27 protein-coding genes are annotated in these 24,338 nt (G+C 32.5%); 15 read left to right on the plus strand and 12 right to left on the minus strand.

Annotated features, from left to right (window positions below; genetic code table 11):
- The first annotated feature begins 132 nt into the window (after positions 1–132).
- The 14 genes from AAEO58_RS06485 (at position 133) to uraH (ending at position 10,435) form a co-directional block, all read left to right on the plus strand.
- A complete protein-coding gene (locus tag AAEO58_RS06485) occupies positions 133–1,821 on the plus strand; it encodes a WG repeat-containing protein (RefSeq protein ID WP_341682723.1) in 1,689 nt (562 codons plus the stop codon).
- Between the two features lie 27 nt (positions 1,822–1,848).
- Positions 1,849–2,214: a hypothetical protein gene (locus tag AAEO58_RS06490; protein ID WP_341682724.1), complete on the plus strand. Its 366-nt coding sequence runs from the start codon at positions 1,849–1,851 to the stop codon at positions 2,212–2,214.
- A gap of 99 nt (positions 2,215–2,313) precedes the next feature.
- Positions 2,314–2,610 (plus strand): DUF6804 family protein, encoded by a 297-nt coding sequence (locus AAEO58_RS06495; RefSeq protein ID WP_341682725.1) that lies wholly within the window; start codon positions 2,314–2,316, stop codon positions 2,608–2,610.
- On the plus strand, positions 2,607–3,407 hold the full coding sequence (locus AAEO58_RS06500; RefSeq protein WP_341682726.1) for an endonuclease/exonuclease/phosphatase family protein: 801 nt from the start codon (positions 2,607–2,609) through the stop codon (positions 3,405–3,407). Before AAEO58_RS06495 ends, AAEO58_RS06500 begins: the two co-directional genes overlap by 4 nt.
- Before the next feature lie 203 nt (positions 3,408–3,610).
- A complete protein-coding gene (locus tag AAEO58_RS06505; RefSeq protein ID WP_341682727.1) occupies positions 3,611–4,357 on the plus strand; it encodes a LytR/AlgR family response regulator transcription factor in 747 nt (248 codons plus the stop codon).
- A 114-nt stretch (positions 4,358–4,471) separates the two neighbouring features.
- Positions 4,472–5,350, plus strand: a complete 879-nt coding sequence (locus tag AAEO58_RS06510) for a viperin family antiviral radical SAM protein (RefSeq protein ID WP_341682728.1) — start codon at positions 4,472–4,474, stop codon at positions 5,348–5,350.
- A 198-nt stretch (positions 5,351–5,548) separates the two neighbouring features.
- On the plus strand, positions 5,549–5,701 hold the full coding sequence (locus AAEO58_RS06515; RefSeq protein WP_341682729.1) for a hypothetical protein: 153 nt from the start codon (positions 5,549–5,551) through the stop codon (positions 5,699–5,701).
- Complete coding sequence (locus AAEO58_RS06520) at positions 5,698–6,348, plus strand: hypothetical protein (protein ID WP_341682730.1); 651 nt, start codon at positions 5,698–5,700, stop codon at positions 6,346–6,348. The genes AAEO58_RS06515 and AAEO58_RS06520 overlap by 4 nt, the downstream gene beginning before the upstream one ends.
- Positions 6,349–6,350: 2 nt before the next feature.
- Positions 6,351–6,515: a DUF1737 domain-containing protein gene (locus AAEO58_RS06525; RefSeq protein WP_341682731.1), complete on the plus strand. Its 165-nt coding sequence runs from the start codon at positions 6,351–6,353 to the stop codon at positions 6,513–6,515.
- Between the two features lie 240 nt (positions 6,516–6,755).
- A complete protein-coding gene (locus AAEO58_RS06530) occupies positions 6,756–7,100 on the plus strand; it encodes a helix-turn-helix domain-containing protein (RefSeq protein WP_341682732.1) in 345 nt (114 codons plus the stop codon).
- Positions 7,100–8,392, plus strand: a complete 1,293-nt coding sequence (locus tag AAEO58_RS06535; protein ID WP_341682733.1) for a type II toxin-antitoxin system HipA family toxin — start codon at positions 7,100–7,102, stop codon at positions 8,390–8,392. The genes AAEO58_RS06530 and AAEO58_RS06535 overlap by 1 nt, the downstream gene beginning before the upstream one ends.
- A 490-nt stretch (positions 8,393–8,882) precedes the next feature.
- On the plus strand, positions 8,883–9,452 hold the full coding sequence (locus tag AAEO58_RS06540) for a Crp/Fnr family transcriptional regulator (protein ID WP_341682734.1): 570 nt from the start codon (positions 8,883–8,885) through the stop codon (positions 9,450–9,452).
- 61 nt (positions 9,453–9,513) lie between these two features.
- Positions 9,514–10,011 (plus strand): GlcG/HbpS family heme-binding protein, encoded by a 498-nt coding sequence (locus tag AAEO58_RS06545; RefSeq protein ID WP_341682735.1) that lies wholly within the window; start codon positions 9,514–9,516, stop codon positions 10,009–10,011.
- A 16-nt stretch (positions 10,012–10,027) separates the two neighbouring features.
- Positions 10,028–10,435 carry a hydroxyisourate hydrolase gene (gene uraH / locus AAEO58_RS06550; protein ID WP_341682736.1) on the plus strand — a complete coding sequence of 136 codons (408 nt, stop codon included), beginning with the start codon at positions 10,028–10,030 and terminating at the stop codon, positions 10,433–10,435.
- Positions 10,436–10,726: 291 nt separating this feature from the next.
- On the opposite strand, the gene ribB is transcribed toward uraH, so the two are convergent.
- From ribB to tpx, 6 genes are read right to left on the minus strand one after another with little or no spacing between them, the layout of a single operon-like run.
- Positions 10,727–11,860, minus strand: coding sequence for a 3,4-dihydroxy-2-butanone-4-phosphate synthase (gene ribB, locus AAEO58_RS06555; RefSeq protein WP_133607380.1), 1,134 nt, complete (start codon positions 11,858–11,860; stop codon positions 10,727–10,729).
- Between the two features lie 4 nt (positions 11,861–11,864).
- Positions 11,865–13,337 (minus strand): LptF/LptG family permease, encoded by a 1,473-nt coding sequence (locus tag AAEO58_RS06560; RefSeq protein ID WP_341682737.1) that lies wholly within the window; start codon positions 13,335–13,337, stop codon positions 11,865–11,867.
- Positions 13,338–13,347: 10 nt separating this feature from the next.
- Positions 13,348–13,992: an outer membrane lipoprotein periplasmic chaperone LolA1 gene (gene lolA1 / locus AAEO58_RS06565; RefSeq protein ID WP_242004818.1), complete on the minus strand. Its 645-nt coding sequence runs from the start codon at positions 13,990–13,992 to the stop codon at positions 13,348–13,350.
- 7 nt (positions 13,993–13,999) lie between these two features.
- A complete protein-coding gene (locus tag AAEO58_RS06570; RefSeq protein WP_341682738.1) occupies positions 14,000–16,522 on the minus strand; it encodes a DNA translocase FtsK in 2,523 nt (840 codons plus the stop codon).
- Positions 16,523–16,555: 33 nt separating this feature from the next.
- Entirely contained in the window at positions 16,556–16,930 is a 375-nt protein-coding gene (locus AAEO58_RS06575; RefSeq protein WP_341682739.1) for a diacylglycerol kinase, read from the minus strand.
- A 1-nt stretch (position 16,931) separates the two neighbouring features.
- On the minus strand, positions 16,932–17,429 hold the full coding sequence (tpx, locus tag AAEO58_RS06580) for a thiol peroxidase (protein ID WP_341682740.1): 498 nt from the start codon (positions 17,427–17,429) through the stop codon (positions 16,932–16,934).
- A 148-nt stretch (positions 17,430–17,577) separates the two neighbouring features.
- On the opposite strand from tpx, the gene AAEO58_RS06585 reads away from it, so the two are divergent.
- Positions 17,578–18,147: a fasciclin domain-containing protein gene (locus AAEO58_RS06585; protein ID WP_341682741.1), complete on the plus strand. Its 570-nt coding sequence runs from the start codon at positions 17,578–17,580 to the stop codon at positions 18,145–18,147.
- Positions 18,148–18,209: 62 nt separating this feature from the next.
- Here the strand turns inward: AAEO58_RS06585 and AAEO58_RS06590 are convergent, their stop codons facing one another.
- The 6 genes from AAEO58_RS06590 to AAEO58_RS06615 all read right to left on the minus strand — a co-directional run bounded on the left by AAEO58_RS06590 (position 18,210) and on the right by AAEO58_RS06615 (position 23,981).
- Positions 18,210–18,821, minus strand: coding sequence for a hypothetical protein (locus tag AAEO58_RS06590; RefSeq protein WP_341682742.1), 612 nt, complete (start codon positions 18,819–18,821; stop codon positions 18,210–18,212).
- A gap of 6 nt (positions 18,822–18,827) precedes the next feature.
- Entirely contained in the window at positions 18,828–19,466 is a 639-nt protein-coding gene (locus AAEO58_RS06595; RefSeq protein ID WP_341682743.1) for an alpha/beta hydrolase, read from the minus strand.
- Positions 19,467–19,468: 2 nt separating this feature from the next.
- Positions 19,469–19,810 (minus strand): hypothetical protein, encoded by a 342-nt coding sequence (locus AAEO58_RS06600; RefSeq protein ID WP_341682744.1) that lies wholly within the window; start codon positions 19,808–19,810, stop codon positions 19,469–19,471.
- A 21-nt stretch (positions 19,811–19,831) separates the two neighbouring features.
- A complete protein-coding gene (locus AAEO58_RS06605) occupies positions 19,832–21,091 on the minus strand; it encodes a dihydroorotase (protein WP_341682745.1) in 1,260 nt (419 codons plus the stop codon).
- The gene (locus tag AAEO58_RS06610; protein ID WP_341682746.1) at positions 21,088–23,013 is read right to left on the minus strand and encodes a BatA domain-containing protein; all 1,926 of its coding nucleotides are present in this window, start codon (positions 23,011–23,013) and stop codon (positions 21,088–21,090) included. Before AAEO58_RS06610 ends, AAEO58_RS06605 begins: the two co-directional genes overlap by 4 nt.
- A gap of 674 nt (positions 23,014–23,687) precedes the next feature.
- The gene (locus tag AAEO58_RS06615; protein ID WP_341682823.1) at positions 23,688–23,981 is read right to left on the minus strand and encodes a GIY-YIG nuclease family protein; all 294 of its coding nucleotides are present in this window, start codon (positions 23,979–23,981) and stop codon (positions 23,688–23,690) included.
- Positions 23,982–24,338: the final 357 nt, after the last annotated feature.

The following is a 24,338-nucleotide window of genomic DNA, read 5'->3' on the forward strand; positions in this document are numbered from 1 at the left end:
TAACTTGTTATGAAAGAGAAGGACTCATTTGAGTCCTTCTCTTTCTTTTTTGAAAAAAAATACTCTCGTACGGATTTCCGTATGGAATTGGTTTTAAGAGTTTCTAAGTTTGATGCAAACAAATAACTTATTATGAAAATTTTATTCTACTTATCAATTGCAATTTTATTAAACAGTTGTTCTTATTTTAATAGTGAAAGCACATTGGAATTAGTTCCTTACATATCCAAAGATAAATATGGTTATTTTGATTTGGAAGGGAAGATTGTTATTAATCCTCAATTTAGCAATGCTTCAATTTTTAATGAAGGTATTGCATTAGTTAAGACATCTGGTGATAATGGAAAATGGGGATACATAGATAAAACTGGAAAAATTATTATTAATGCAGAATACAAAGAAGCTACTATTTTTAATGAAGGAATTGCATGGGTTGTAAAAGAAAATGGATCACCAACCGCAATTGATGATGATGGAAAAACACTTTTTTCTCTAAATGATGCAGAAAGAGTTATGCTTTACAGTGAAAAATTAGCAGCATTTTCAATTCCAGATTCATCTGATGTAAAATGGGGCTTTGTTGATAAGTCAGGAAAACGAGTAATTAATCCACAATTTAGTGAGGTTAGAAAATTTTCAGATGGTAAATGTGCTGTTAAAAATAAAGAAGGAAAATGGGGGTATATTGATTCCGAAGGTAAAGTGATTATTAACTACCAATTTGATGGAGCTACTGATTTTATTGAAGGAAAATCTGTAGTTAAATTAGATGATAAAGTTGGAGTTATTGATTCAGAAGGAAAGTATATTTTAAATCCACAATATGATTACGCTGAAATTGACGATGATAAATTATTAATTTCTCAAGATAAAAAAATAGGTTGGTGTGATAAAGAAGGAAAAATTATCATTAACCCTCAATTTGAAGAGGCAAATACTTTTGATAAAAATGAATTAGCTCCTGTAAAAAGTGGAGAAAATTATGGTTACATTGATAGTGATGGTAAATTTACAATAAACCCTCAATTTGAATATGCCTTTCCATTTATGAATGATTTGGCATTAGTAAAATCTGGAAAGAAATTTGGAATAATAGATAAAACAGGGAAATATGTAGTTAATCCTCAATTTGATGATCTTGCTTATGATGTAGTTTCGTATTTTTATAATAATAATTTCAAATCATTGTATAGTTCAGTTGATACTGATTTTATTGATGTTAATGCTATCATTAATGTTATAAAATTTGATAATCCTGAAGGAGTTACTTTTTCATCAAATTTTCAACAGATAGCTAAAAAGTTTAATAAAGAAGTTAACGATTTTAATCAATTTAATGATGTACATTTTCTCTTTAATAATAAAGAGATTAATCGAAATGCTGAATATTCATTTGGAGTGATGGGAAATATTAAAGAGATGGATTATAATATATATAATTATTACATCACAAATAACAGCCCTAATATTTTTGTATATAATCTGTTATTAAAAAATAAGGCTTATTCAAAAACGGAATCTATTTGTAAAGCAATTGAAGATAAGTTAAAAGATTATAAATTAGTTAAAAGAGGTTATATAGATAATTCGTACGTTTCCGTTTTTAAAAGTAATAGCATCCAAGTCGCTATAAGCGCCAATAGTGATTCAAGCCTAATGGTTTATATTGTTAATAAAAACTATGATTTGTCGCATTATTTAAATAAAATTGTAGAAAAAAAAGAGGGGACAAAAGAACTGACTTATGACAAAGAATACATTGAAGAAGCATATGTAGTTGATTCAACAGCTGTTGTTGTAGATTCAACAGGAACATATTGAAAAATATAAATTCTAAGATAAATTAATATGAAGAAAATAATTATAATGTTTATGTTTTTATTGTCTTTTTTAAATTCTTATTCTCAAGAAATTAGTTGCAATGAGCTATTAAATTTTATTGTTAAGAAAGGATATAACAAAGGTACAATAAGTAGTTATACTTTAAATTCAAGTTGGCTATCTAAAGTAACCGCTTATGAATTTGATTATAAAACATATGTAGTTGCTGAAATTAAAAGGAATGAATATAGTTATCAGACTGAAACTTACATTTTTTGCGGAATACCGAATTTGAATTGGTCAAATTTTAGATTTGGAGGTTATGGAGATTCTGAATCTTATGGAGAAAGGTTTCATAAATATATAATTGATTATAAGTGTAATTGTTATTAACTAATTTGATTACATAAAAAAACTTAATTCAAAAAATATAGCGATCTTGTTGGCTTAAAAAATGAGATAGAAGATTTTTTTAATTAAGTTTTTGTTATTATGAACACAACCATTAAACATTTTCTAACCATCCTCCTCTTCGGATGTCTAATCGACTTTCCATACGTCTATTATCAATTCGTTCGTTTTGCTGCTTTAATTGGGTTTGGATACTTGGCTTATAGTGCTAACGAACAAGGGTATAAAAATGAAGCATTTGTTTATCTGGCTTTGGCTGTTTTATTTCAACCTTTTATTAAGATTGCATTGGGTAGAACCATTTGGAATATTGTGGATGTGATTGTTGGAATTGGATTGCTAGTATCCTTATTTTTGCCTAAACAAACTAATAAATGAGAAAAATTCTACTTCTTATTCTTTTTATAACTAGTCCGCTTTTCTCACAGGTTAAGCTAATTTCTTGGAATGTTGAAAATTTAGGAAGTTCTAAGTCACCATCTGATTTACTATACATAGTCAATATTCTTAAAGATTATGATGTTGTTGCCTTACAAGAAGTAGTTGCCGGAGATGGCGGAGCTCAAGCAGTTGCTAAATTAGCGGATGAACTTAATAGAAAAGGTTCAAAATGGGATTACACCATAAGTGACCCAACAAGTAGTAGTGCCTATAAAACGGAACGCTATGCTTTTTTATGGAAAACCAGTAAAGTTAAAAAGATTGGAGACGCTTGGCTAGAGAAAAAATACCATTTAGAAATAGATAGAGAACCTTATTATTGTACTTTTGATTTCAAAGGAAAATCTTTTACGATAGTCAATTTTCATGCTATTACTAAGAGCAGACAACCTGAAACGGAAATCAAATATTTTAAGTTTTTACCAGAAGTGTACCCTAATTTGAATTTACTTTTTGTGGGTGATTTTAATTGTCCGCAATCGCATACCGTTTTTAATCCGTTGCGAAAGATGGGGTTTTTACCTGTTTTTCTCAACCAAAAAACTTCATTAAAAAGGGAGTGTAATGAAGACATATGTTTGGCTTCTGAATTTGATAATATTTGGTATAACAATTCGAAAATTAGTGTGGTTAATTCGAAAGTAGTTCATTTTTATGAATCATTTAAGACATTGAAAGAAGCAAGAGAAATTTCTGATCATATTCCCATTGTTTTGGAGTTTAATTTGAGTTGATAGAATATTTTTATTTTCTTGGCTACAATGTGTGATGAATTATCCTACTTCTTAGTAAATTCCTAATCTTCGGAATGACAGCTTCTACACGCGAAGCAAAAACCTATGGTGCAGGACAGTTCGTGAGGTTCAGCCTAACAGAATAGGGAATGACTTAGAATGAATTTAATATTGAATGGTTATAAAATAAAATAGAATATAAAATGAAAATAGCTCTTTTAGACGACAATCCAGAACAATTGGAAAGAAATCAAAGATTTTTAAATGCTTTACCTGTTGAAATGGTTACTGCTTCTTTAACGGCAAAGACTTTTTTACAGGAGGTTAAGTTATCTAAGCCTGAGATTTTGATTTTAGATTTGAATTTAGGCGATTCCTATATGACAGGAATGGAAGTGGCTCATGAATTGAAATTGCCCGTATTGTTTGCCAGCAGCAATACGCCTGAATATGTTAAGGAAATGGAACGTTTAAAGCGTGAGGAATCGTTGTGTGTAGATCATATTACAAAACCATTTACAGAGCAAGAGTTTCAAAAGACATTATCTCGATTTTTACAGGAAGTTACGTTTTTTAGTAATCAAAGTCATGTAACGCTTGATTTAGGTAAGCAGAAACGTATCAAACTAGCCGTTGATTCTATTGTGTACTTAGCAGCTGACAAAGCTAGTGGCTCTGAATCAAATAATAAGCAAATTTATTTTTCCAATAGAAAATCAGAAAGTTTGATTGATTTTTCATTCTCTAAGATGGAAGACAAAGGTTTGTTGAAATCGCATTTTGTTACTATTCATAAATCGTTTCGTGTGAATGTGAATCACATTAAACACTACAATAAAAAGGAGGAACATGTAGAAGTAGAAGTATTTTCTGTTTCGGGAAAACTGGAAACTAAAAAATTACCTGTTTCAGAAAATTATCAATCGGTTTTAAAATCGTTGAAAAAATAACCGCTTTCATTGCTCAAAATACCGCTTTTATTCTTTACTATTAGCTGATATGATTCTACATTATATCAGCTTTTTTTTTCTTGGCAAATTTGGTACATAAAATTATTAAACCAAATGATACCAGCAGTAAATTTTCATTTATGGGAACCGTGTAACATGCGTTGCCACTTTTGTTTTGCCACTTTTCAAGACGTTAAAAAAACTGTTTTACCGAAAGGGCACCTACCCAAAGAACAAGCTATTGAAGTGGTTGTTGCTTTAGCACAATCAGGCTTTCAAAAGATAACTTTTGCTGGTGGTGAACCCACACTATGTCCTTGGCTATCCGATTTAATTACAACTGCAAAAAACGCAGGAATGACTACCATGATTGTTACTAACGGTACAAATCTAACAGATGCTTTTCTCGAAAATAATAAGCAGTATTTGGATTGGATAACGTTGAGTGTTGATAGTTTGGTTACTGCTACCAATTTGAAAACGGGAAGGGCTGTGTCAGGGAAAAAAAATATTGCAGAACTGGAATATTTCAGGATTGTAGATAAAATAAAATCATATGGCTATAAACTGAAAATCAATACGGTGGTAAGTGCAGAAAATTGTAATGAAAAACTAATTGATTTTATCGAATACGCGCAGCCAAGTCGATGGAAAATCTTTCAGGTTTTGCCTATAACTGGTCAAAACGATTTGAAAGTCAAAGGATTTTTAATTTCTGAGAATGAATTTAATCATTTTCTTGACAATAATAAAACAAAGGCAAATAATAAAATTGTATCGGTTCCTGAAACCAACACTCAAATGAAAGGTAGTTATGTAATGGTAGATCCGGCAGGACGCTTTTTTAATAATGCAACTGGTAAACATTACTACAGCAATCCTATTCTTGAAATGGGATGTGAAAATGCTTTGGAACAGATGAATTATGATGCATTAAAATTCGAAGAGCGAGGCGGTCTTTATGATTGGGAAAATAAAGCAGAGGTTGCCTAATAGAAAACGCGGAAACCGAAAAGCGGATAGAGTAGGTGTTTTTTAATAATTGTTATTATGAGTAATTCAAAATCAGGTTCAAAATCAAGCAGTTCATCAAAACAAAGTGCAACAAAAAATCCACTTTATCCCAGCACGACCGGTAACCCTTCTGGCAAGGGTAGAGGGAATGTATCAAAATCTAAAAAATAATTTATCATGGCAAAGAAAATCACACAACAGCAAAATCAAGCTAACATGCAAAATGCAAACAAAGGTTCAAAAGGAACTAACAAGCAATACGACCAAAATCAAGGTAATCGTGGTACACAATTGAATCCAAACCAGTTTAAAAATAAAGGGAAATTATGAACAAACTAAACATTAAAGCTTTTGATATTGAAGGTAAAACCAATGAAGAAATTGTTATGCTTGTTTCTCAATTTCCATTTTATGAGTCTGACAAAGAGGCGAATAGTAAAAAAAGAAAGCGTTGGGTAGTGAATCCTGAAAATTTATCGGGCGAAGTTTTGTCTAAACTCTATATCAATGAAGATATGATACTAGGCTTCAATTTTAATCAAGATTACGATAATGAATTGCAATTGCATTATATTGAAAGAGAGTTACAATTGGTTGACGTGTATGAGTTTCCTCTTTTAGAAAGTCATAAAACGATTCCTTTCATGAAGAAAATCATTTGTAAAGAGCCAATACAGTTTCATTGGAAAAATACGATTCAATTACATGAGAAATTTGCGCATCCTTTTTTTAAAAATGTATTGGGTTTTAGAAATTCCAATTTTTTCATTCGTCCAGAAGATGTGGGGTTAACTTTTCCTTACCAACATCCCGAATTTAGAAATGTTAAGGAAAAAGTACTTTTGTTAGAGAATTTATATTTTAAGAAAAGTCACTTAATCGCATACAAAGTTTTTAATCCCATAGCTTACGAGTATAAAATCGTTTGGTCAATGGAATTTTATGACTATTTAAAAAATTTAAAAACAGTAAATTAATTATGAAAGAGTATAAAGTAATATTGGCGAGTTCAACATTAGATTTAGAACAAAAAGTAAATGACCATTTGAAAATGAATTGGCAGTTGCAAGGAGGGGTTAGCATTACTTACAATAGAGGTAGAGGAAGTAATGAAATATTTTATGTGCAAGCGATTGTGAAATAAGAGAAGAGGCATTAGCCTCTTTTTTGTCATTGGTTAATTAAAACAATATTATCTTCTAATGATGTTATTTATTTGCTAAAAAGCTATATTAAAACAGGTAAATACCAATACTAATTATTTAATTCAATATTAATATTGGTATTTACCTATATTAATATCTATAAAAATATAAAAATAACATTATTTATCACTATATTTGTTGGGAAATACCAACGGTAATAATAATTTAACTCAATTAAAATGGAAAATACCAATATAAATTGGATTGCAATGAGTGATTCAGCTATCGTAAATAAAATTGGCGCATTCATTAAAAACGAGCGATTAAGTAGAAATAAGACACAAGCTCAATTAGCTACTGCAGCTGGTATAAATAAATGGACCATAAGTCAAATTGAGAATGGTGAAGCCATTACATTACTTTCGTTAATTCAAATCTTAAGGGCTTTAGATGTTTTACCATTATTAGACATATTTTCTAGAAAACAAGAAATAAGTCCTATTGAACTTGCAAAAAAAGAGCAAAACAAAAGAAAAAGAGCCCGAAACACAGATAACAACAATCCCAAAAAATCCGATTGGTAATGATAACAACAGCTTTTGTGAAGATATGGGGAGAAACAATTGGTGCGGTGGCTTGGGATGAAAACTCAGGTACAGCAAGTTTTGAATATGAACCAAAATTTATAGCTCAAAGTATAGATTTGGCACCTTTAAAAATGCCAATTGCAAATGGTATAAATCGAATTTTCTCTTTCCCAGAATTACGAAATACCAAAACCTTTAAAGGATTACCAGGATTGCTAGCAGATGTCTTACCAGACGATTACGGAAACCAATTAATCAATACGTGGTTAGCACAAAATGGACGTCCTGAAAACAGTATGAATCCAGTAGAAATGTTATGTTTCATAGGAACAAGAGGAATGGGAGCACTCGAATTTGAACCATCACAGCTAAAAGTAACTAAAAGAGCATTTGATATTGAAGTAGACGAATTAATTCAAATGTCACAGAAAATGCTAACCAAAAGAGAAGCATTTGAAACGAACTTAGCCAAAGACGAACAACAAGCCATGTTGGATATTCTTAAAATCGGAACATCTGCTGGTGGAGCACGACCAAAAGCCATTATAGCCTATAATGAAAAAACAAGGCAAGTGAAATCAGGTCAAACGCTAGCGCCAAAAGGTTTTGAACATTGGTTACTAAAATTAGACACGATTAGCGATGTACAATTTGGGGAAAGCAGCGGTTTCGGTAGAATAGAAATGGCGTATTATCTCATGGCCAAAGCTTGCCAAATCAATATGATGGAATCCCGTTTATTAGAAGAAAACGGAAGAGCGCACTTCATGACCAAACGTTTCGATAGAGAAGGAGGGGACCAAAAACAACATGTACAAACCTTGTGTGCGATGCAGCACTACGACTTCAATCAAATCACAAGTTTTAGTTACGAACAACTATTTCAAACCATGCGTTTGTTGCGATTGCCATACCCACAAGCAGAACAAATGTACCGAAGAATGGTATTCAATGTAATCGCAAGGAACTGTGACGACCATACCAAAAACTTTGCCTTCCGCCTAAAAAAAGAACAAGAATGGGAGCTAACACCAGCTTACGACGTTTGCTTCGCTTATCGTCCCGATAGCAATTGGGTCAGCCAACACAATCTAAGTATAAACGGAAAAAGAGACAACATAACAAGAGAGGACCTCATGACAGTAGCTAAATCCATGAACGTTAAAAAAGCAAACACTATCATTAACGAAATCAGCGAAACGGTTAAGAACTGGAACACTTTTGCCGAACAAGTTAATGTAGATGAAAAGCTAAAAAGAGAAATAGGAAAAGCGCATTTGATTTTATAAATGAATACTGTTGATTAGGTTTTACCCCATAGAAACATAGGTTTTGTTTTTTAGGCGTTGTTGGCCTATTTTGTAGTTAAAAATTACGCTCAAAAAGAAGCCAATCTGCTTCAGCTTGAAGCTTCAAGACCAAAAGAAATAGTATAGTTATTTTAGGACGAGTTACTTTGGAACATATCCCATACATATCCCATATAAATCCCGTGTAAGTCTTATATAAAGTTTGTAAATTATAGTACACAATCCAATATCAACTGGCTACAGAAGTTTGTTAAAATAGCTTTGGAATCACATGCTCTTAATGCGTGAAGCGATTGCCACTGTGTAGGAGATACTGAATCGAGTTCAGAATGACAGCTTTGTGGGGTAGATTTAGCTTCGCTGAACTTACGTTTCTATTTAATGGAATAACAAGTCAGAATACAACAAACAATTAACACAGACATTCTTGAAAGTTAACTACATTTGAATTGCTTAAAATTCACAATCCATGTATGAGGCTTTAAAAAAATTTATTTCAAGTAAAGGGGACATAGCGGCACCAACATTGGAGTCGATTTGCTTGCATTTTGATTTAATAAGTACGAATCGGAATGAAATCCTCTTGCAATACGAACAAGTGGCGAATTACTATTATTTTGTGAATAAAGGAGCTGTAAGAGTGTTTACCATTACTGATGATGGACAAGAGATATCCCGTTACTTTGCTTTTGAAGACACATTTGTAACTGCATTACCCAGTTTTATTGACCAAAAACCTGCGGAAGAATTTCTGCAAACTATTGAGAAATCGGAATTACTTCGCATCTCTAGGGAAGATTTTTACCAACTTGTAGCATCGGTTCCTGTATTCGCTAAAATATATACTGAAATTTTAGAATTAGGCTTTATTACTGCACAAAAGCGAATTTATGGTTTTCAAGGTTACGATGCGCTTTACAAGGTGAAGTGGATTATAAAGAACCAACCTAAGTTACTTTTAAGAGTTTCTAATAAGATGGCGGCATCATTTTTAGGAATTTCTCCTGCCACCCTTAGCCGATTAAAAGCTAAATTATAAAACGTTGACTTAGATCAATGTTTACAGAATTGGCATAGGCTAACTTTGCCAAAAAAATAATATGAAATCTATTCTTATCGCTTTTTTGTGCCATTCCTTTTTTTTGGTCGCCCAATCTCAAATACCAACTTCCGATTTTAAAAAAGATTCGCAAACTCTTGAAAGTCTTACTCAAGAAGCAGCCATTAAAGGTTTGACTTATGTTAACGTGTTAGCGAAAGAAACAAATAAAAAAATAGCAGTTGCTTTCCTAGATGCATCGGGTAAACCAATTTTAGTCACTATTGCAGATGGTGTTGGTCCTCATAATTTAGAGGCAGCCAGAAGAAAAGCATTTACGGCGGTATCGACAAAAACACCAACGCTTATTTTAGCGAGAAATGCAAGTGCAAATCCCGATACTCAGAACTTGAACACCTTACCCGAACTATTGTTGCTTGGTGGTGGAGTTCCCATTATAGTTAATAATAAAGTTATAGGGAGTGTTGGAATCGCGGGCGCAGGTGGCCCCGAACAAGACGATGCAATAGCTCAAAAAATAGTAACATTATTCCAATAATAAACATTTAAAAATTATGAAAAAGTCAATTATTTTAGGTCTTCTAATGTTGTTTTCAACTGTAATGGTAGCACAATCAGAAAAATATCAATTATCAAGTCATATTCTAGACGTTAGTAAAGGTACACCGGCAAGTGGTGTTACGATAAAACTTGAAAAGTTAGATGTGAAAACGAATAACTGGATTAAAGTAGATGAAAAAGTGACAGATAAAAATGGTAGAATAACCGATTTTTTAAAAGGGAATACTTCTAATTTAGGCATCTATAAGCTGACTTATTTTACAAAGGAGTATTTTAAAAGAAGTCAAATAGAGAGTTTTTACCCTTTTATAGAGGTTGTTTTTCAAATAACGGATAATAGCCATTATCATGTTCCGATAACCCTTTCGGCATTTGGATATGCTACTTATAGGGGGAATTGATGTATCTCGACTTCGCTCGATTTAAAGTTTCAGGTTTCAGGTTTAAAGTTGTGGGCTTTACTGCGTAAAGCAAAAGCCTACGATGTAGGAGATTCTGAAACGAGTTCAGAATGACAAAGTGTGAGTGAATGTTGAATGTTGAATAACGAATGATGAATTTTGAAGGTGGGCTTTACTGCGTAAAGCAAAAGCCTACGTTGTAAGAGATTTAGCTACGCTGAACTTACGTTTCTAATCTGCGGAAATTTAGCATACAAAAAACGCTCAAGTTGTCTTGAGCGTTTTTTTATATTAATAATTCACATAATCGGTGATTTCTAAGCCGTAGCCTATCATTCCTACGCGTTTGGTAGGAGCGGTGCTGTTGGATAGTAATTCGATTTTGGTGATGTCTAGGTCGTGGAGGATTTGTGCTCCGATTCCGAAATCTTTGGTGTCCATTTTAATTTGTGGGGCACGCATTTCGCCTTGAGATTGTAATACTTTTAATTCGGCAATACGATCTAATAATTCTAAGGATTTAACTTCTTGGTTAATGAAGATGATTGCTCCTTTTTCTACTTCGTTAATTTTACGGAAAATATCGTCTAGTTTCTTATCGTTGTTATCAGTAAGCGTGCCTAAAATATCATTGTTGACTTGGGTTGTGTTGATACGTGTTAAAACCGATTCTCCAGCATTCCAAGTTCCTTTTGTTAAGGCAATGTGTACTTGTTTGTTGGTAGTTTGTAAATACGCACGCATTCTGAATGTTCCAAAACGGGTTTGAATATCAAAATCTTCTTTTTTCTGAATCAAACTATCGTGTTGCATTCTGTAAGCCACTAAAGCTTCAATAGAAACCAATTTTAAGTCGAATTTCTTAGCTACTTTTACCAATTCAGGTAAACGCGCCATGGTTCCGTCTTCGTTCATGATTTCTACAATAACACCTGCTGGTTTAAATCCTGCTAAACGTGCAAAGTCAATTGCAGCTTCTGTGTGACCAGTTCTTCTTAACACGCCACCTTGTTTTGCAATTAATGGAAATATATGTCCAGGACGAGCTAAATCGAATGGTTTTGTTTCAGGGTCTATTAAGGCTTGAATGGTTTTTGCTCTATCGGCAGCGGAAATACCTGTGGTTACTCCGTTACCTTTTAAATCTACTGATACTGTAAAAGCCGTTTCCATATGGTCGGTATTATTACGCACCATAGTATGCAAGTCTAATTCTTTACAACGCGATTCGGTTAAAGGCGCACAAATAAGTCCTCTTCCGTGAGTTGCCATGAAGTTAATCATTTCAGGTGTTACTTTTTCGGCAGCGGCTAGGAAGTCACCTTCGTTTTCTCTGTCTTCATCATCTACTACTATGATTACTTTTCCTTGACGGATGTCTTCTATAGCTTCTTCAATCGTGTTTAGTTGTATGTTCTTTGACATGGTGTTAGTTGTTGTCGTCGTTATTTTGTGTTATTTTATTAAAAAGTTTTTTAAACGGGTCGGTTATCCAATCAAAATTAATCATGATACCAATATCGTTTGTAGCACGATACGTTAGCATAATGGCAAATGGTGTCATTAATATCGATGCCATCCAAGCTCCTAAGAAGGGAGGAATTTCATCTTGTTGCGCTACTTTACGTCCGAATGTATTAATGAAATGGAAGGTTATAAAAATTAAAACTGCAAATACAATTGGTAAACCTAATCCTCCTTTTCTGATAATTGCTCCTAATGGCGCTCCAATGAAAAACATTAATAAACAAGAATAAGCAATCACGAATTTTTCATGAATAGCCAGCCAGTGATTGTTGATGTTTTTTGATTTATTTTCTAAATCGGTTTTGTTAGATTGAATAGTATACTCGGTACTAGTAGCATTACTTTTTGCCATTTCTAAAATCTGCTTGCGCTCGGTAACATTAAAAATGGATAAAATATCTTTTTTAGGCTCTGCTTTTGCAATAGGTTCTTTTGGAGAAGTTGTAATAGTTGTTGTTGGATTATTTTTTCTAAAAATATTATCACTTCGCATTACCACATTATCAGCATAGGAAATAACATCTTTGTTATAGCTTTTTTGTAACGAATCTAAAGTAATTTTTAATTCTGGAACGGTAAGCATTTTTTCAGAAGTAACGTTTCCATCGTCTATTTCTGCTTGATTTAATTTGGTTAAATCGATATTGATTACATATTTTTCAAAACTACTTTTTGCAAATGGTAAACGTTTGCGTTCTTCATAGTCTTTTGGATGAATATCTTCATAATAGAATCCATCATATAATTCTAATTGTAAATAATTTGAATCGTCTTCACTAGTTAAAACCCCTTTTTTTGCTTTGATGATGGTATTAGCACCTAAACCCATATTACTGTTTTTAACGTGCATTGTAACACCTTCTAAAAACTCGCCATTATCTCCCGATTTTTTATCGACTTTAATGTTGGATGTTCCAATGGTGTTAAACTGTCCTTCGGCAATAGCCATAGCGGGTTTTTGCTGAACAATTGTTTTTCTAAGATTGATGAATTTGTATTGCGCATCTGGAATAACGTTATTCGCAAAAAAGAAGGATACAATAGCTAAGATTCCAATAGTAATCGTTAGCATTTTCATGGCGCGTTGCAACGAAATTCCTGAAGATTTCATTGCTGCAAATTCATAGTTTTCGGCAAAACTACCAAAGGTCATGATGGAAGCTAATAAAACAGATAGCGGTAATACTAAGGGAACAATAGTAGGAGCGTAGAAGGATAGAAATTTAAGAATGGTAAAAAAGTCCAAATCTTTTCCTGCTAGTTCGGCAATGAAAAGCCAAATTCCTTGTAAAACGAATATAAAAAACAAGATTACAAATACCGAAGTAAATGTAATCATGAAGGATTTAATAATGTATTTATCTAATATTTTCACCCGAACGAAATTAGTCTAATTTATTGATGTAATAATTAGGATATTTTGATTTTGTAAAGGTAAAATGATTTTTCGATAATGGCTGATTTGTTTTAAAAGAATTAACAGTTAAAGTAGTTTTTGTTCCATTTTTGCCCACTTCAATCACGGTGTAGATGTGTTTCGTTTGTACATCAATACCAACTAAGATTTCTTTGCGTTGATCTTTGCTACTGTTTGGGGTTAATTTTATGTATTGAATTTTTCTTCCTTTTAGATTTTGAGGAATATCCCAAGCGTATTTGTAACCTGTATTAAAGAAAGTCAACATCTTGTTTGGTGTAATGGCATTTTCGTCTTTTGGATCAAAATTAGCTACTGTAATTTCTTCATCTTCAGGAACAACAGTGTAGACTTTTTTTCCGTCGAAAATCTTAGTCACTCCCATAAAGTTAAGGTTATATAAATTGCCTTGAAGGGCAACATTTCCTTTGCTTTCTTGATTGATGTTTTCTTTAGGATTATTTAAAGAGTATTTAAAATCTATTACAATATTATTATACGATTTTACTTTGGCAGACACTTCATCTAATAACTCTTTTGCTTTTTTAGCATCTTGAGCCTGAAGGGAAAAACCAATTAGTAATGCGATTGCAACTTGTAAAAAACGTTTCATTTTGATGTTAATTTTGTTCATTATTTAAAAAGTGTTCCAGAGCAACTAAATCAGGAATTAAAACGGAACGGGCTTTACTTCCTTCAAAAGGACCTACAATACCAGCAGCTTCTAATTGGTCGATTAAACGACCGGCTCTATTGTAACCTAATTTTAATTTTCTTTGAATTAAAGAGGCACTTCCTTGTTGTGCAGTGACAATCACTTCGGCAGCATCTCTAAACAAAGAATCTCTTTCGGATATGTCTATATCAAGTTTTATGCCACTTTCCTCACCCACATACTCTGGAAGTAGGTATGCTTCTGGATATGCTTTTTGTGAACCAATGAAATCACAAATTTTATCTACCTCTGGTGTATCTACAAAAGCACATTGTACTCTGACGATTTCGTTACCTTGTGTATATAATAAATCGCCTCGTCCAATTAACTGGTCAGCTCCACCTGAATCTAAAATGGTTCTAGAATCAATTTTTGAAGTTACTCTAAACGCAATACGCGCTGGGAAGTTGGCTTTAATCATCCCCGTAATTACATTTACCGACGGACGTTGCGTTGCAATAATTAAGTGAATACCAATGGCACGCGCTAACTGAGCCAAACGCGCAATAGGTGTTTCAACTTCTTTACCAGCAGTCATAATTAAATCGGCGAACTCGTCTACTACTAATACAATGTAAGGTAAAAAGCGGTGTCCGTTTTCTGGATTTAATTTACGATTTCTGAATTTCTCGTTGTATTCTTTAATGTTACGAACCATAGCATCTTTTAATAAAGAATAACGGTTGTCCATTTCAATACATAGTGAGTTTAAGGTGTTAATTACCTTGGTGTTATCGGTGATAATAGCGTCACCACCATCAGGCAGTTTGGCTAAATAATGACGTTCAATTTTATTGAAAAGGGTTAATTCTACCTTTTTCGGGTCAACCAAAACGAATTTCACTTCGGCTGGATGTTTTTTGTAGAGTAGGGAAGTCAACACGGCATTTAAACCTACTGATTTACCTTGTCCCGTAGCACCTGCCATCAATAAGTGAGGCATTTTGGCTAAGTCTACTACAAATGTTTCATTTGAAATGGTTTTCCCTAATGCAATAGGTAATTCCATTTCAGCAGTTTGGAATTTTGGTGAAGAGATAACACTCTTCATAGAAACCATAGTCGGGTTGTTATTAGGAACTTCGATACCAATGGTTCCTTTACCAGGAATAGGCGCAATAATACGGATTCCTAATGCCGCTAACGACAACGCAATATCGTCTTCTAAGTTTTTGATTTTAGAGATACGAATACCGGCTTCTGGAACAATTTCATATAAAGTAACCGTAGGTCCTACAGTAGCTTTAATTTGCGAAATACCGATGCTGTAATTCTTTAACGTATCTACAATTTTATTTTTATTTTCTTCTAATTCCGCTTGATTGATGGTAATACCGCCAGAAGAATATTCTTTTAGTAAGTCAATTGGTGGGAATTGATAATGTGATAATTCTAATGTTGGGTCAAATAAACCAAAATCCTGAACCAATTTAGCGGCAAGATTTTCTTCTACTAAAACTTCTTCTTCAATTTTTTCAATTACAAAAGCATCTTCCGTAACAAAATCTTCTTTGGGAATACTTCTGTCTTCGATAGAAAAATTAGTTACTTCTGGAGTTTCCACTTTTGGTTTTGGATCTAAATTTAGTTCCGATGCAGAAGCAATTGTTGGTTTTAAAGCTTCTTTATCTATTTCGAAAGAGGAAGGATAGGTTTTCAATTCGAAATTACCCATTTCTTCTTCGTCTTCGGTTAAGATAAAATCGTCTTTTGAGTTTGAAGGAGTTGTGATTGGTAAATCGGTATTGATTTCTTCTTCATTATTGTCTTCAGTAGTGTCTACTGATACTGGAACTATTTTGCTTTCTGCAGCAATATCTTCATTGAAAGCTGTTTGCGGTTTTTCAAAAGCTTTAGTAAAACTTTCAGGTGACATTTTGATTTTAAAGACTAAGAAGATCAGGATACCAAAAAGCAATACTAATAATGTTCCTGTTTTTCCAATGTAATCTTGGATGAAAAGGTTCATTTCAAATCCAACCGTTCCTCCTAATTGCGGAATGTATTCCCAGAAAAAGCCTAAGATTATGGATATAAAAATGATGAGATAAAAATCCCAAAAGAAGCTTTTCTTTAATTTAGCCAAAGCCATATCTAAAACTAGGTAAGCTCCCACTAAAAATAAGATTCTAACAAAGATAAATGAGGCAACTCCAAATCCTTTATAAAGGAAGAAGTTGGCTAAGAAAGCGCCAAATTTGCCTAACCAGTTATCTGCTTTAGCACCTCTATTCGTTAATTCGGTCACTAAATCTTGGTCGTTATTCCCTGTAATAAAGTAGGAAATAAAAGATAGCAATAAGGCTAATGAAAAGAATATAAGCGAAATACCTAAAATAAATTTTTGTTGACGACTCAAGCGCCAAGAGAATTTTTCTTTGGTTTCTGTAGGAGAATTAACGGTGTCTTTGCTAGTTTTTTTGGCCATGTAAACGGAACAATTTTTACAAAAGTAGCTAAATTAAAACAAATACGGAAAATAAATAATACATCCGATTGTTATAGCAGTTAAGGCTGCAAAAAATACAGCTCCAGCTGCGATATCTTTAATAAAACCGATGCGTTCGTGATAATCTGGATGAATAAAATCGGCAATTTTTTCAACTGCTGTGTTTAAACCTTCAATTCCTAATACTAAACCAAAAACCAGAATTTGCATCATCCATTCGTAACGGTTGATTCCAAAGTAAAATCCAGCAAATGTCAGAAGTACAGCCAATGAAGACTGTACCATGACACTATGTTCTGTTGTAATTAATTTTATTGCTCCCTTTAAAGCAAATTTCATACTTTTTAATCGGCCTGTAAAAAGGGTTTCGTCTTTTTCAAATTTCATATTATAGTACCGCTAAAGCAGCGTCGTAATTTGGCTCGTCAGCAATTTCTTTAACTTGTTCAGCGTGAAGAATAGTTCCGTTTTCATCTAAAACGATTACTACACGTGAATGTAAACCTGCTAAAGGTCCGTCAGTGATTTCTAAACCGTAGTTTTTTCCAAAACTTCCTTCTTTAAAATCAGATAAATTGATTACGTTTTCTAATCCTTCTGCACCACAAAAACGTTTTTGAGCAAAAGGCAAATCTCTCGAAATACATAATACTTTAGTATTTGCTAAAGCGCTTGCTTTTTCATTAAATTTTCTAACAGAAGCTGCACAAGTTCCCGTATCAATACTTGGAAAAATGTTTAAAACTACTTTCGATCCAGCAAAATCAGCTAAAGTAGCTGTTCCTAAATCTGTTTTTACCATATTAAAGTCAGTAGCTTTTGAACCTACTGCTGGCAATTCGCCATTTGTGTGAATTGGATTTCCTCCTAATGTAATTGATGCCATAGCTTTTAATTTTTTTTGAATAACAAAAGTAAAGAATAATTGGTTAAAGTTGAACTTATACTTTGCTTAAGATTATTTTTTTTTATTTTTTTAAAACCAAGATTTTATTTTCAGCGTAAATGTCAATATAAAACTTAAAAATTATAATATGAAAACGAACAAAATTTTTGCTACTGCTATTGTAGCTTTCGGATTATTAGTTGGAACATCGTCTTTTGCTCAGATGAAAGAAAAAACAGTAGAAGTAGGAGGAGCTCCTATGTATCCAAGTAAAAACATTGTAGAGAATGCGGTTAATTCTAAAGACCACACTACATTAGTTGCTGCTGTAAAAGCTGCTGGATTAGTTGATGTGTTAATGTCAGAAGGACCATTCACCGTTTTTGCCCCAACAAATGCTGCGTTTGCTAAATTGCCTGCTGGAACTGTTGAAACTTTATTGAAACCAGAGAATTTAAAATTATTGCAAACTATTTTAACTTACCATGTAGTAGCTGGAAAAATGAATGCAAAAGATATTGATGCTGCTATCAAAAAAGGAAATGGAAAAGCGACTTTAAAAACAGTTAGCGGTGGTACGTTAACGGCCTGGATGAAAGGTAAAGACCTATATATTACTGATGAAAACGGAAACAGTGCCAAAGTAACAATTGCTGATGTAAACCAAAAAAATGGTGTAATTCATGTAGTAGATACTGTGGTTACTCCAAAGTCATAATTCTCATAATGTTTAGTTTAGTTTGTTAAACGAAAAGCTCTGAATGAAAGTTCAGAGCTTTTTTATTTTTGTTCAAATAATCCTTTATCCATTAAAATTTTTCTGGTGACAGAGTAAATAACGGTTCCATTCCAATCATTCATATAGTCTACCAATAAGTATTTTGTGTTATCTAATTTAGAACTAAGAGAAAAATAGTTTCTATAGTTTTTAGTTTGTAAATCTTCCCAAAGAATAGAATTGTTTTTAAAATTTATTCCTTTATGATTGTATTCGATATTGTTGATTTTAAATTCAATATTGTTGGAGAAATCTTGTAAATATTTTCTTGAAATATCATCAAAATAATAGTCTTGAAGACTATCAACAATATTTGCGAATTTTTTAGTCAAAGATTTGAGATTGATACCATAGAAAGATTTTAATCTTATTTTTATTTGCTTACCATTATGATTTTCAATATCAATGCAATAAATTCTACCGAAAGTAAAAGCATATCCATTTAGCCATTTGATTCCGAATTTAAAGTTAGCAATTGATTCTTTTTCGAATTTTGTCGAAATACCATCAATTCTATCATTATCATCAAACTCCAAGAAATCTGGATGAAATGTTAACTCTCTTTTTCTATCAAAAAAATCAGATTTTACAGATATTTTTAAGACTTCTTCCAAAAGAAATTATTTTTGTAACCAATTCTTAAAATCGTAGAAGTTTTTTGGAGAAACCCCATGTCCAATAGGGTATTCTTGGTATTCCACTTCTAAACCTAAATTTTCTAAAGCTGGTTTTGCTTTTCGAGCCCAGTCAACCGGAATCACTTGGTCAACTGAACCATGTGAAACAAAGAATTTCAAATGAGAAATGGCTTTAGTATCGATTACTTCTGGAAGGATTTCTTGATTGAAATAGCCGCTTAAGGCTACAACTTTACTAATTTTTTCAGGATAGGTTAGGGCAGTAGCATAACTTAAAATCGCACCTTGACTGAAACCAATTAACGTTACATTTTCAGTATCGATTGGATATTGTTTTACGATTTCGTCAATAAAACTCGCAATGATTTCAACCGATTGTTTGGCTTGTACATTATCAGAAAACTTATTTTCGTCTGCATCAAAATGAATGGCATACCAAGCATGTCCATATGGTTGTAAATCATAAGGCGCACGAACGGAAATGACATAACTATCGTCTGGTAATTCAGGAGCGAAAGAAAATAAATCTTCTTCGTTGCTACCATAACCGTGTAATAATATTAAAAGCGGATTTTGGTCTTTTATTGTTTTTGGTTCTTGTACTAAATAATGTAAATTCATTTCTAGAAGCTTTTAAATAATTTTTGATATAGATTTCCAACTAAAGGAATTGGTTTTATTTCACCTTTAATAGCGGATAAAATTCCGAAAACCCATAATACAGTAAAAAACACCCAAAAAGAAACATAAATTTGTGTATTACTAAAGTTAGAAATTAGTAATCCAATTGAAATAAAAGTAAGATTTAATCCTACTGCTTGCTTGATGTGAAACGATGCAAATTTATTTTTTGTTTCAGCATTCATTGAAAGTGAAATTAACACTCCAATAATTAAAATATAACTAGTAATAGCTGTAATTTTTCCTTGTTCGATATCGCTTTTTCCTTGTTCTACTTCATTCATAATTTAAAAAATTATCAATTATTAATTGTTCATTATTAATTGTCCATTATTATAAATTCCAATAACTTTTCCTTTCATTTTTTGTCCTAAGAAAGCCGAATTTTTAGATTTTGATAGGATGTTTTCTTTTCCAAATATCCAATTTTCTTCTGTAGTGAATAGTGAAATATCAGCTTTATTTCCGTTTTTTATTGATGGGTTATCAATATTGAAAACCAGTTTGTTGCCTGTTAATTTGTTAACTATTACTTCAAGTGGTAAAATTGTTAGTAAAGCACCAAAAGCACTTTCTAATCCGATGGTTCCATCTTTGGCTAAATCAAATTCTAATTTCTTAAGTTCGATGTCTAAAGGATTATGGTCTGAAGTAATACAATCGATTGTTCCCTCTAAAACAGCTTCCACTAAAGCTTTTCTAGTAGCTTCTTCGCGTAATGGAGGTAATACTTTGTATCTCGAATCAAATCCCATTAAAATTTCATCGTTTAAGACTAAATTATGAATCGCAACGCTACAAGTAACGTTCAAGCCTTTTGCTTTAGCTTCTTTAATTAATTTGATGCTTCCTTGAGTAGAAATTGTTGGAATGTGTAATTTTCCACCTGTGTATTCTAATAAAAATAAGTTGCGAGCGACTTGTAATTCTTCGGCTAAAGCTGGGATTCCTTTCATGCCTAATTTTGTACTTACCTCGCCTTCATTTGCAATTCCAATCCCTTTTAGAGAACTATCTTGACAAAAAGCAATTACCATTCCGTCGAAATCTTGTACGTATTGCAACGCAATTTTTTGAAGATTGGCATTTTGTACCGCTTTCTTATAATCCCCAAACGCAATGGCTCCAGCGTTTTTCATGTCGAATAATTCTGCTAAATCCGTTCCTTCGCTACCTTTAGTTAAAGCTCCAACTGGATATAAAGTTGTCGCTTGATTTTTAGCTCTGTCCAAAACAAATCGCACTTGCGCTTGATTGTCGATAGTTGGATTTGAGTTAGGTTGTAAAGCTACCGCTGTAAATCCGCTTTTAGCAGCGACTTTTAAGCCGTTTTCAATGGTTTCACGGTCTTCGTATCCTGGTTCTCCAAAAGAAACCGAGCTGTCCATCCAACCTTGAGAAACGTGTAAATTAGGAATGTTTACTACTTCAAAACCTGAAGTAGCTGCGATTTCTTTTTCTATTTGTGTTATCGTTCCGTTTTCAATTTTGATGTCCATCACTTGGTTGTGAAACGGACTTGAAGCGTCGATGATTTTGGCTTGTTTTAGAATAACTTGCGTCATTTTACAAATTTTTGGATTAGTAGTTCTGTTATTAAAAATAGTAGTGTTGTGATGATAAACCATTTCCAAATTTCATTGCTTGTGCGTTCGGAAGCAATGTCGTTTAAAACGGTGGATATGTTGTCTACTTTAGTGAAATTCTCAAAATTGGCAGTCGAAATTTGCGTTAAATCGCTTTCCGTTCTTGGATAGTTAAAACTGATTTTCTTTAGCGAATTATTCGCTTTGATAACCTCAAAATTACCAGCTTCTTCTGGATAATCGCCAAAAGACAATTTACATTTGGTATTCAAAATTTGTTGCATCGGAATGAAACTGTAGCCTTCTTTTTGAACTGAAACCACTTCGTCTTTGGCTAAAATAGTTTCTAAAATTAGGTTTTCGTTTTCTCCAATGGTGTATGCGTTAATTCCTGTTTTGCCTTGATTCTGTCCCATGTTGTAGAAGGTTGGAACAATTAAAGGTGCATTCTGGAAGTTACTATTTTGTTTGTTTATCGGTGCCGAAAAAGCGTAAAACGTTCCCAATCGATTCGTAGTTGAACCTACAAAAACGGAATTGTCTTCGTATTGTAAAATGTTCGTAATTCCTGATAAAGTAAAACTTTCTTTTACATTTGGATATTGAAAATTAGTCACTTTTTTCTCAAAAACCGTTTGGTATAATGGATGATTAAAGTTGATTTTCGTGATTTGTTTTCCAGATGTTGAAAGTTCGGAATAATTCAATCCACCGAAGTTTTTTGCGAAAGCATTTAATAAAGAAGGTGAATTTTTTGCATTCGGAATCAAAACTATATTGCCGCCTTTTTCGTAAAAAGATTTCAGTGTTGTTCCTAAAGCAACTGGCAAATCTTCCAATTCATTCAACACAATCGCATCTTGATTTTCAATTTGATTGTAATCTAAAGTGGCTAATTCGGTGCTTTTAAAATTGAACTCATCAGCTGTGAAAATGCGACTTAAGAAATTGTTTTTATCTGAATTTCCGATAGCGATTATATTTGCTTTTTCAGGTTTAGAAATGCTTAAATAGTAATCGTTATCGTAGCTTAGACTGTTATCTTCAATACTAATATTTCCATGAAAATCGTTTTTTGGAATGGTGATTGCAATTTCAGTTTTCTGGTTTTCAAATTTTGCAATGGTTTTGGCAATCGCTTTGTAATTGCTAAATACAGAAAGTGGCACTTCATTCTCCGTTTCTCCAAAAGCTTGAAGCGTAATCTTTAATTCGTAAAATTGATCCAAAACTTGTGAAATAGCAACCTTGTCAATGCTGATGTTGGTTTTGTTTTGCGCTTCGGATTGGATGAAATACACGACATTATTTTCTGCTAAATCCAATGCTTTTTTACTTTCGGATTGAATGGCATCGGTAATGATAACGTAGTCTTTTTTGGTGTTTTTCTTTTTGGTTTCGACTTGATTAATCAAATAATCCAATTGAAACGGCATTGCTGAGTATTTCAAATTCTGCAATTCTTTTTGAATGGATTTGACATCCGTGTCCCAAAACACTTCGGAATTGGTAAGTAATGAGAATTGTTGGTTTTCAGGTAATTCTTCTAATAAATCTTGGATGCTTCGTTTGAGTAATTCGCCTTTTGCGCCTTTGGCTTGCATAGAAAACGAATTGTCTAATAAAATAATTAACTCGTTGCCTTTGTTTGTGGTGTCTTTGGCGTCAAAAAAAGGTTGGGAAAAAGCTAAAATTAAGCAAGCCAATAACAATAGGCGAGTAGCTAACAACAACCATTTCTTGATTTTAGAACTTTTTCGGGTTTGAATTTGAAGTTCTTTCAGAAGCTTTACGTTAGTAAAATATTCTTTTTTAAAACGACGTAATTGAAATAAATGCACCAAAATTGGTATCACCAACAGAAAAAGAAAGTATAGAATTTCTGGATGTTTGAACTGCATTTATTATTAGAATTTGTCAAAAGTACGAAATTCCATTTAGAATTTAGAAATTAGATTTCAGAAAATGTTTAGAAGCGTTTTGGAAGTGTAATTCCACCTTCGTCACTTCGAGTGTTTTGTATTTGTAAAGCCAAAGATTTACAAATGCAAAATGTATCGAGAACTAATGGAATTAAATCGTTTCTATAGTTCTCGATACAATTTTAGATTTCAAAAACTAGTGTTTTTAAAATCTAAAATCACTCGAAGTGACGATAGTGTTATATCGTTTCTGTAGTTCTCGATACAATTTTAGATTTCAAAAACTAGCGCTTTTAAATTCTAAAATCACTCGAAGTGACGATAGTGTTATATCGTTTTGATAGTTCTCGATACAATTTTTGAAAGTAAAAATTAGCATTTTTACTTTCAAAATCACTCGAAGTGACGGTGGTGTTATATCGTTTTGATAGTTCTCGATACAATTTTTGAAAGTAAAAATTAGCATTTTTACTTTTCAATATCACTCGAAGTGACGGTATAGTTGTAAGTAGTTTTAAAGTTTTTTATATTAATTAAAAAAACAATGGTTAAAGTGATTAGAAAATGTAATTCCACCTTCGTCACTTCGAGTGTTTTTTATAAAATTGCCTTAGCTATTTTGTAAAAAATGTATCGAGAACTAATGAAAATGTTTATTTGTCAAATCTTTTCTTCGCAAGATTTGGAAGTTCTTTGTAGTCACCATTTATTAGAGCTTCTTTTTTAGCTCTTGACCATTTTTTTATTTGTTTTTCTTTGTCAATTGCGTATCCTATATTAGTAAATTCTGCATAAAAGACTAATTCTACTGGTCTTCTTGAAGCGGTATAACAATCTGGAAAGTATGCGGAGTCATGTTGGTACATGCGTTGAACTAAATTGCTTGTTACTCCTGTGTAGTAGGAATCATCAGCGCATTTTAGTATGTAGACGTATGATATTTGCATGCGGCAAAAATAGATAAAAGTTTTTTCAGTTCTTCTCGATACAATTTTAGATTTCAAAAACTAAGGTTTTTAAAATCTAAAATCACTCGAAGTGACGAATGCTTTATATCGTTTCTATAGTTCTCGATACAATTTTAGAATATAAAATCTTAGGCTTTTATATTCTAAAATCACTCGAAGTGACGGCAGTGTTAGAAGGTTTTTACAGTTCTCGATACAATTTAAGATTTCAAAAAAAAAAATGGATTTTAATATCTAAAATCAAGCGAAGTGACGGAGGTGTTATATCGTTTTTATAGTTCTCGATACAATTTTAAAAAGCAAAAATTAGCATTTTTTCTTTTTAAAATCACTCGA

Source organism: Flavobacterium helocola (assembly GCF_038289885.1).
Lineage (GTDB): Bacteria > Bacteroidota > Bacteroidia > Flavobacteriales > Flavobacteriaceae > Flavobacterium > Flavobacterium cheniae.

Excerpts from the sequence above, each read along its gene's own strand:
- AAEO58_RS06485 (WP_341682723.1), top strand. The coding sequence starts at position 133 with ATGAAAATTTTATTCTACTTATCAATTGCAATTTTATTAAACAGTTGT.
- AAEO58_RS06490 (WP_341682724.1), top strand. The coding sequence starts at position 1,849 with ATGAAGAAAATAATTATAATGTTTATGTTTTTATTGTCTTTTTTAAAT.
- AAEO58_RS06495 (WP_341682725.1), top strand. The coding sequence starts at position 2,314 with ATGAACACAACCATTAAACATTTTCTAACCATCCTCCTCTTCGGATGT.
- AAEO58_RS06500 (WP_341682726.1), top strand. The coding sequence starts at position 2,607 with ATGAGAAAAATTCTACTTCTTATTCTTTTTATAACTAGTCCGCTTTTC.
- AAEO58_RS06505 (WP_341682727.1), top strand. The coding sequence starts at position 3,611 with ATGAAAATAGCTCTTTTAGACGACAATCCAGAACAATTGGAAAGAAAT.
- AAEO58_RS06510 (WP_341682728.1), top strand. The coding sequence starts at position 4,472 with ATGATACCAGCAGTAAATTTTCATTTATGGGAACCGTGTAACATGCGT.
- AAEO58_RS06515 (WP_341682729.1), top strand. The coding sequence starts at position 5,549 with ATGGCAAAGAAAATCACACAACAGCAAAATCAAGCTAACATGCAAAAT.
- AAEO58_RS06520 (WP_341682730.1), top strand. The coding sequence starts at position 5,698 with ATGAACAAACTAAACATTAAAGCTTTTGATATTGAAGGTAAAACCAAT.
- AAEO58_RS06525 (WP_341682731.1), top strand. The coding sequence starts at position 6,351 with ATGAAAGAGTATAAAGTAATATTGGCGAGTTCAACATTAGATTTAGAA.
- AAEO58_RS06530 (WP_341682732.1), top strand. The coding sequence starts at position 6,756 with ATGGAAAATACCAATATAAATTGGATTGCAATGAGTGATTCAGCTATC.
- AAEO58_RS06535 (WP_341682733.1), top strand. The coding sequence starts at position 7,100 with ATGATAACAACAGCTTTTGTGAAGATATGGGGAGAAACAATTGGTGCG.
- AAEO58_RS06540 (WP_341682734.1), top strand. The coding sequence starts at position 8,883 with ATGTATGAGGCTTTAAAAAAATTTATTTCAAGTAAAGGGGACATAGCG.
- AAEO58_RS06545 (WP_341682735.1), top strand. The coding sequence starts at position 9,514 with ATGAAATCTATTCTTATCGCTTTTTTGTGCCATTCCTTTTTTTTGGTC.
- uraH (WP_341682736.1), top strand. The coding sequence starts at position 10,028 with ATGAAAAAGTCAATTATTTTAGGTCTTCTAATGTTGTTTTCAACTGTA.
- ribB (WP_133607380.1), bottom strand. The coding sequence starts at position 11,860 with ATGTCAAAGAACATACAACTAAACACGATTGAAGAAGCTATAGAAGAC.
- lolA1 (WP_242004818.1), bottom strand. The coding sequence starts at position 13,992 with ATGAAACGTTTTTTACAAGTTGCAATCGCATTACTAATTGGTTTTTCC.
- AAEO58_RS06570 (WP_341682738.1), bottom strand. The coding sequence starts at position 16,522 with ATGGCCAAAAAAACTAGCAAAGACACCGTTAATTCTCCTACAGAAACC.
- AAEO58_RS06575 (WP_341682739.1), bottom strand. The coding sequence starts at position 16,930 with ATGAAATTTGAAAAAGACGAAACCCTTTTTACAGGCCGATTAAAAAGT.
- tpx (WP_341682740.1), bottom strand. The coding sequence starts at position 17,429 with ATGGCATCAATTACATTAGGAGGAAATCCAATTCACACAAATGGCGAA.
- AAEO58_RS06585 (WP_341682741.1), top strand. The coding sequence starts at position 17,578 with ATGAAAACGAACAAAATTTTTGCTACTGCTATTGTAGCTTTCGGATTA.
- AAEO58_RS06595 (WP_341682743.1), bottom strand. The coding sequence starts at position 19,466 with ATGAATTTACATTATTTAGTACAAGAACCAAAAACAATAAAAGACCAA.
- AAEO58_RS06600 (WP_341682744.1), bottom strand. The coding sequence starts at position 19,810 with ATGAATGAAGTAGAACAAGGAAAAAGCGATATCGAACAAGGAAAAATT.
- AAEO58_RS06605 (WP_341682745.1), bottom strand. The coding sequence starts at position 21,091 with ATGACGCAAGTTATTCTAAAACAAGCCAAAATCATCGACGCTTCAAGT.
- AAEO58_RS06610 (WP_341682746.1), bottom strand. The coding sequence starts at position 23,013 with ATGCAGTTCAAACATCCAGAAATTCTATACTTTCTTTTTCTGTTGGTG.
- AAEO58_RS06615 (WP_341682823.1), bottom strand. The coding sequence starts at position 23,981 with ATGCAAATATCATACGTCTACATACTAAAATGCGCTGATGATTCCTAC.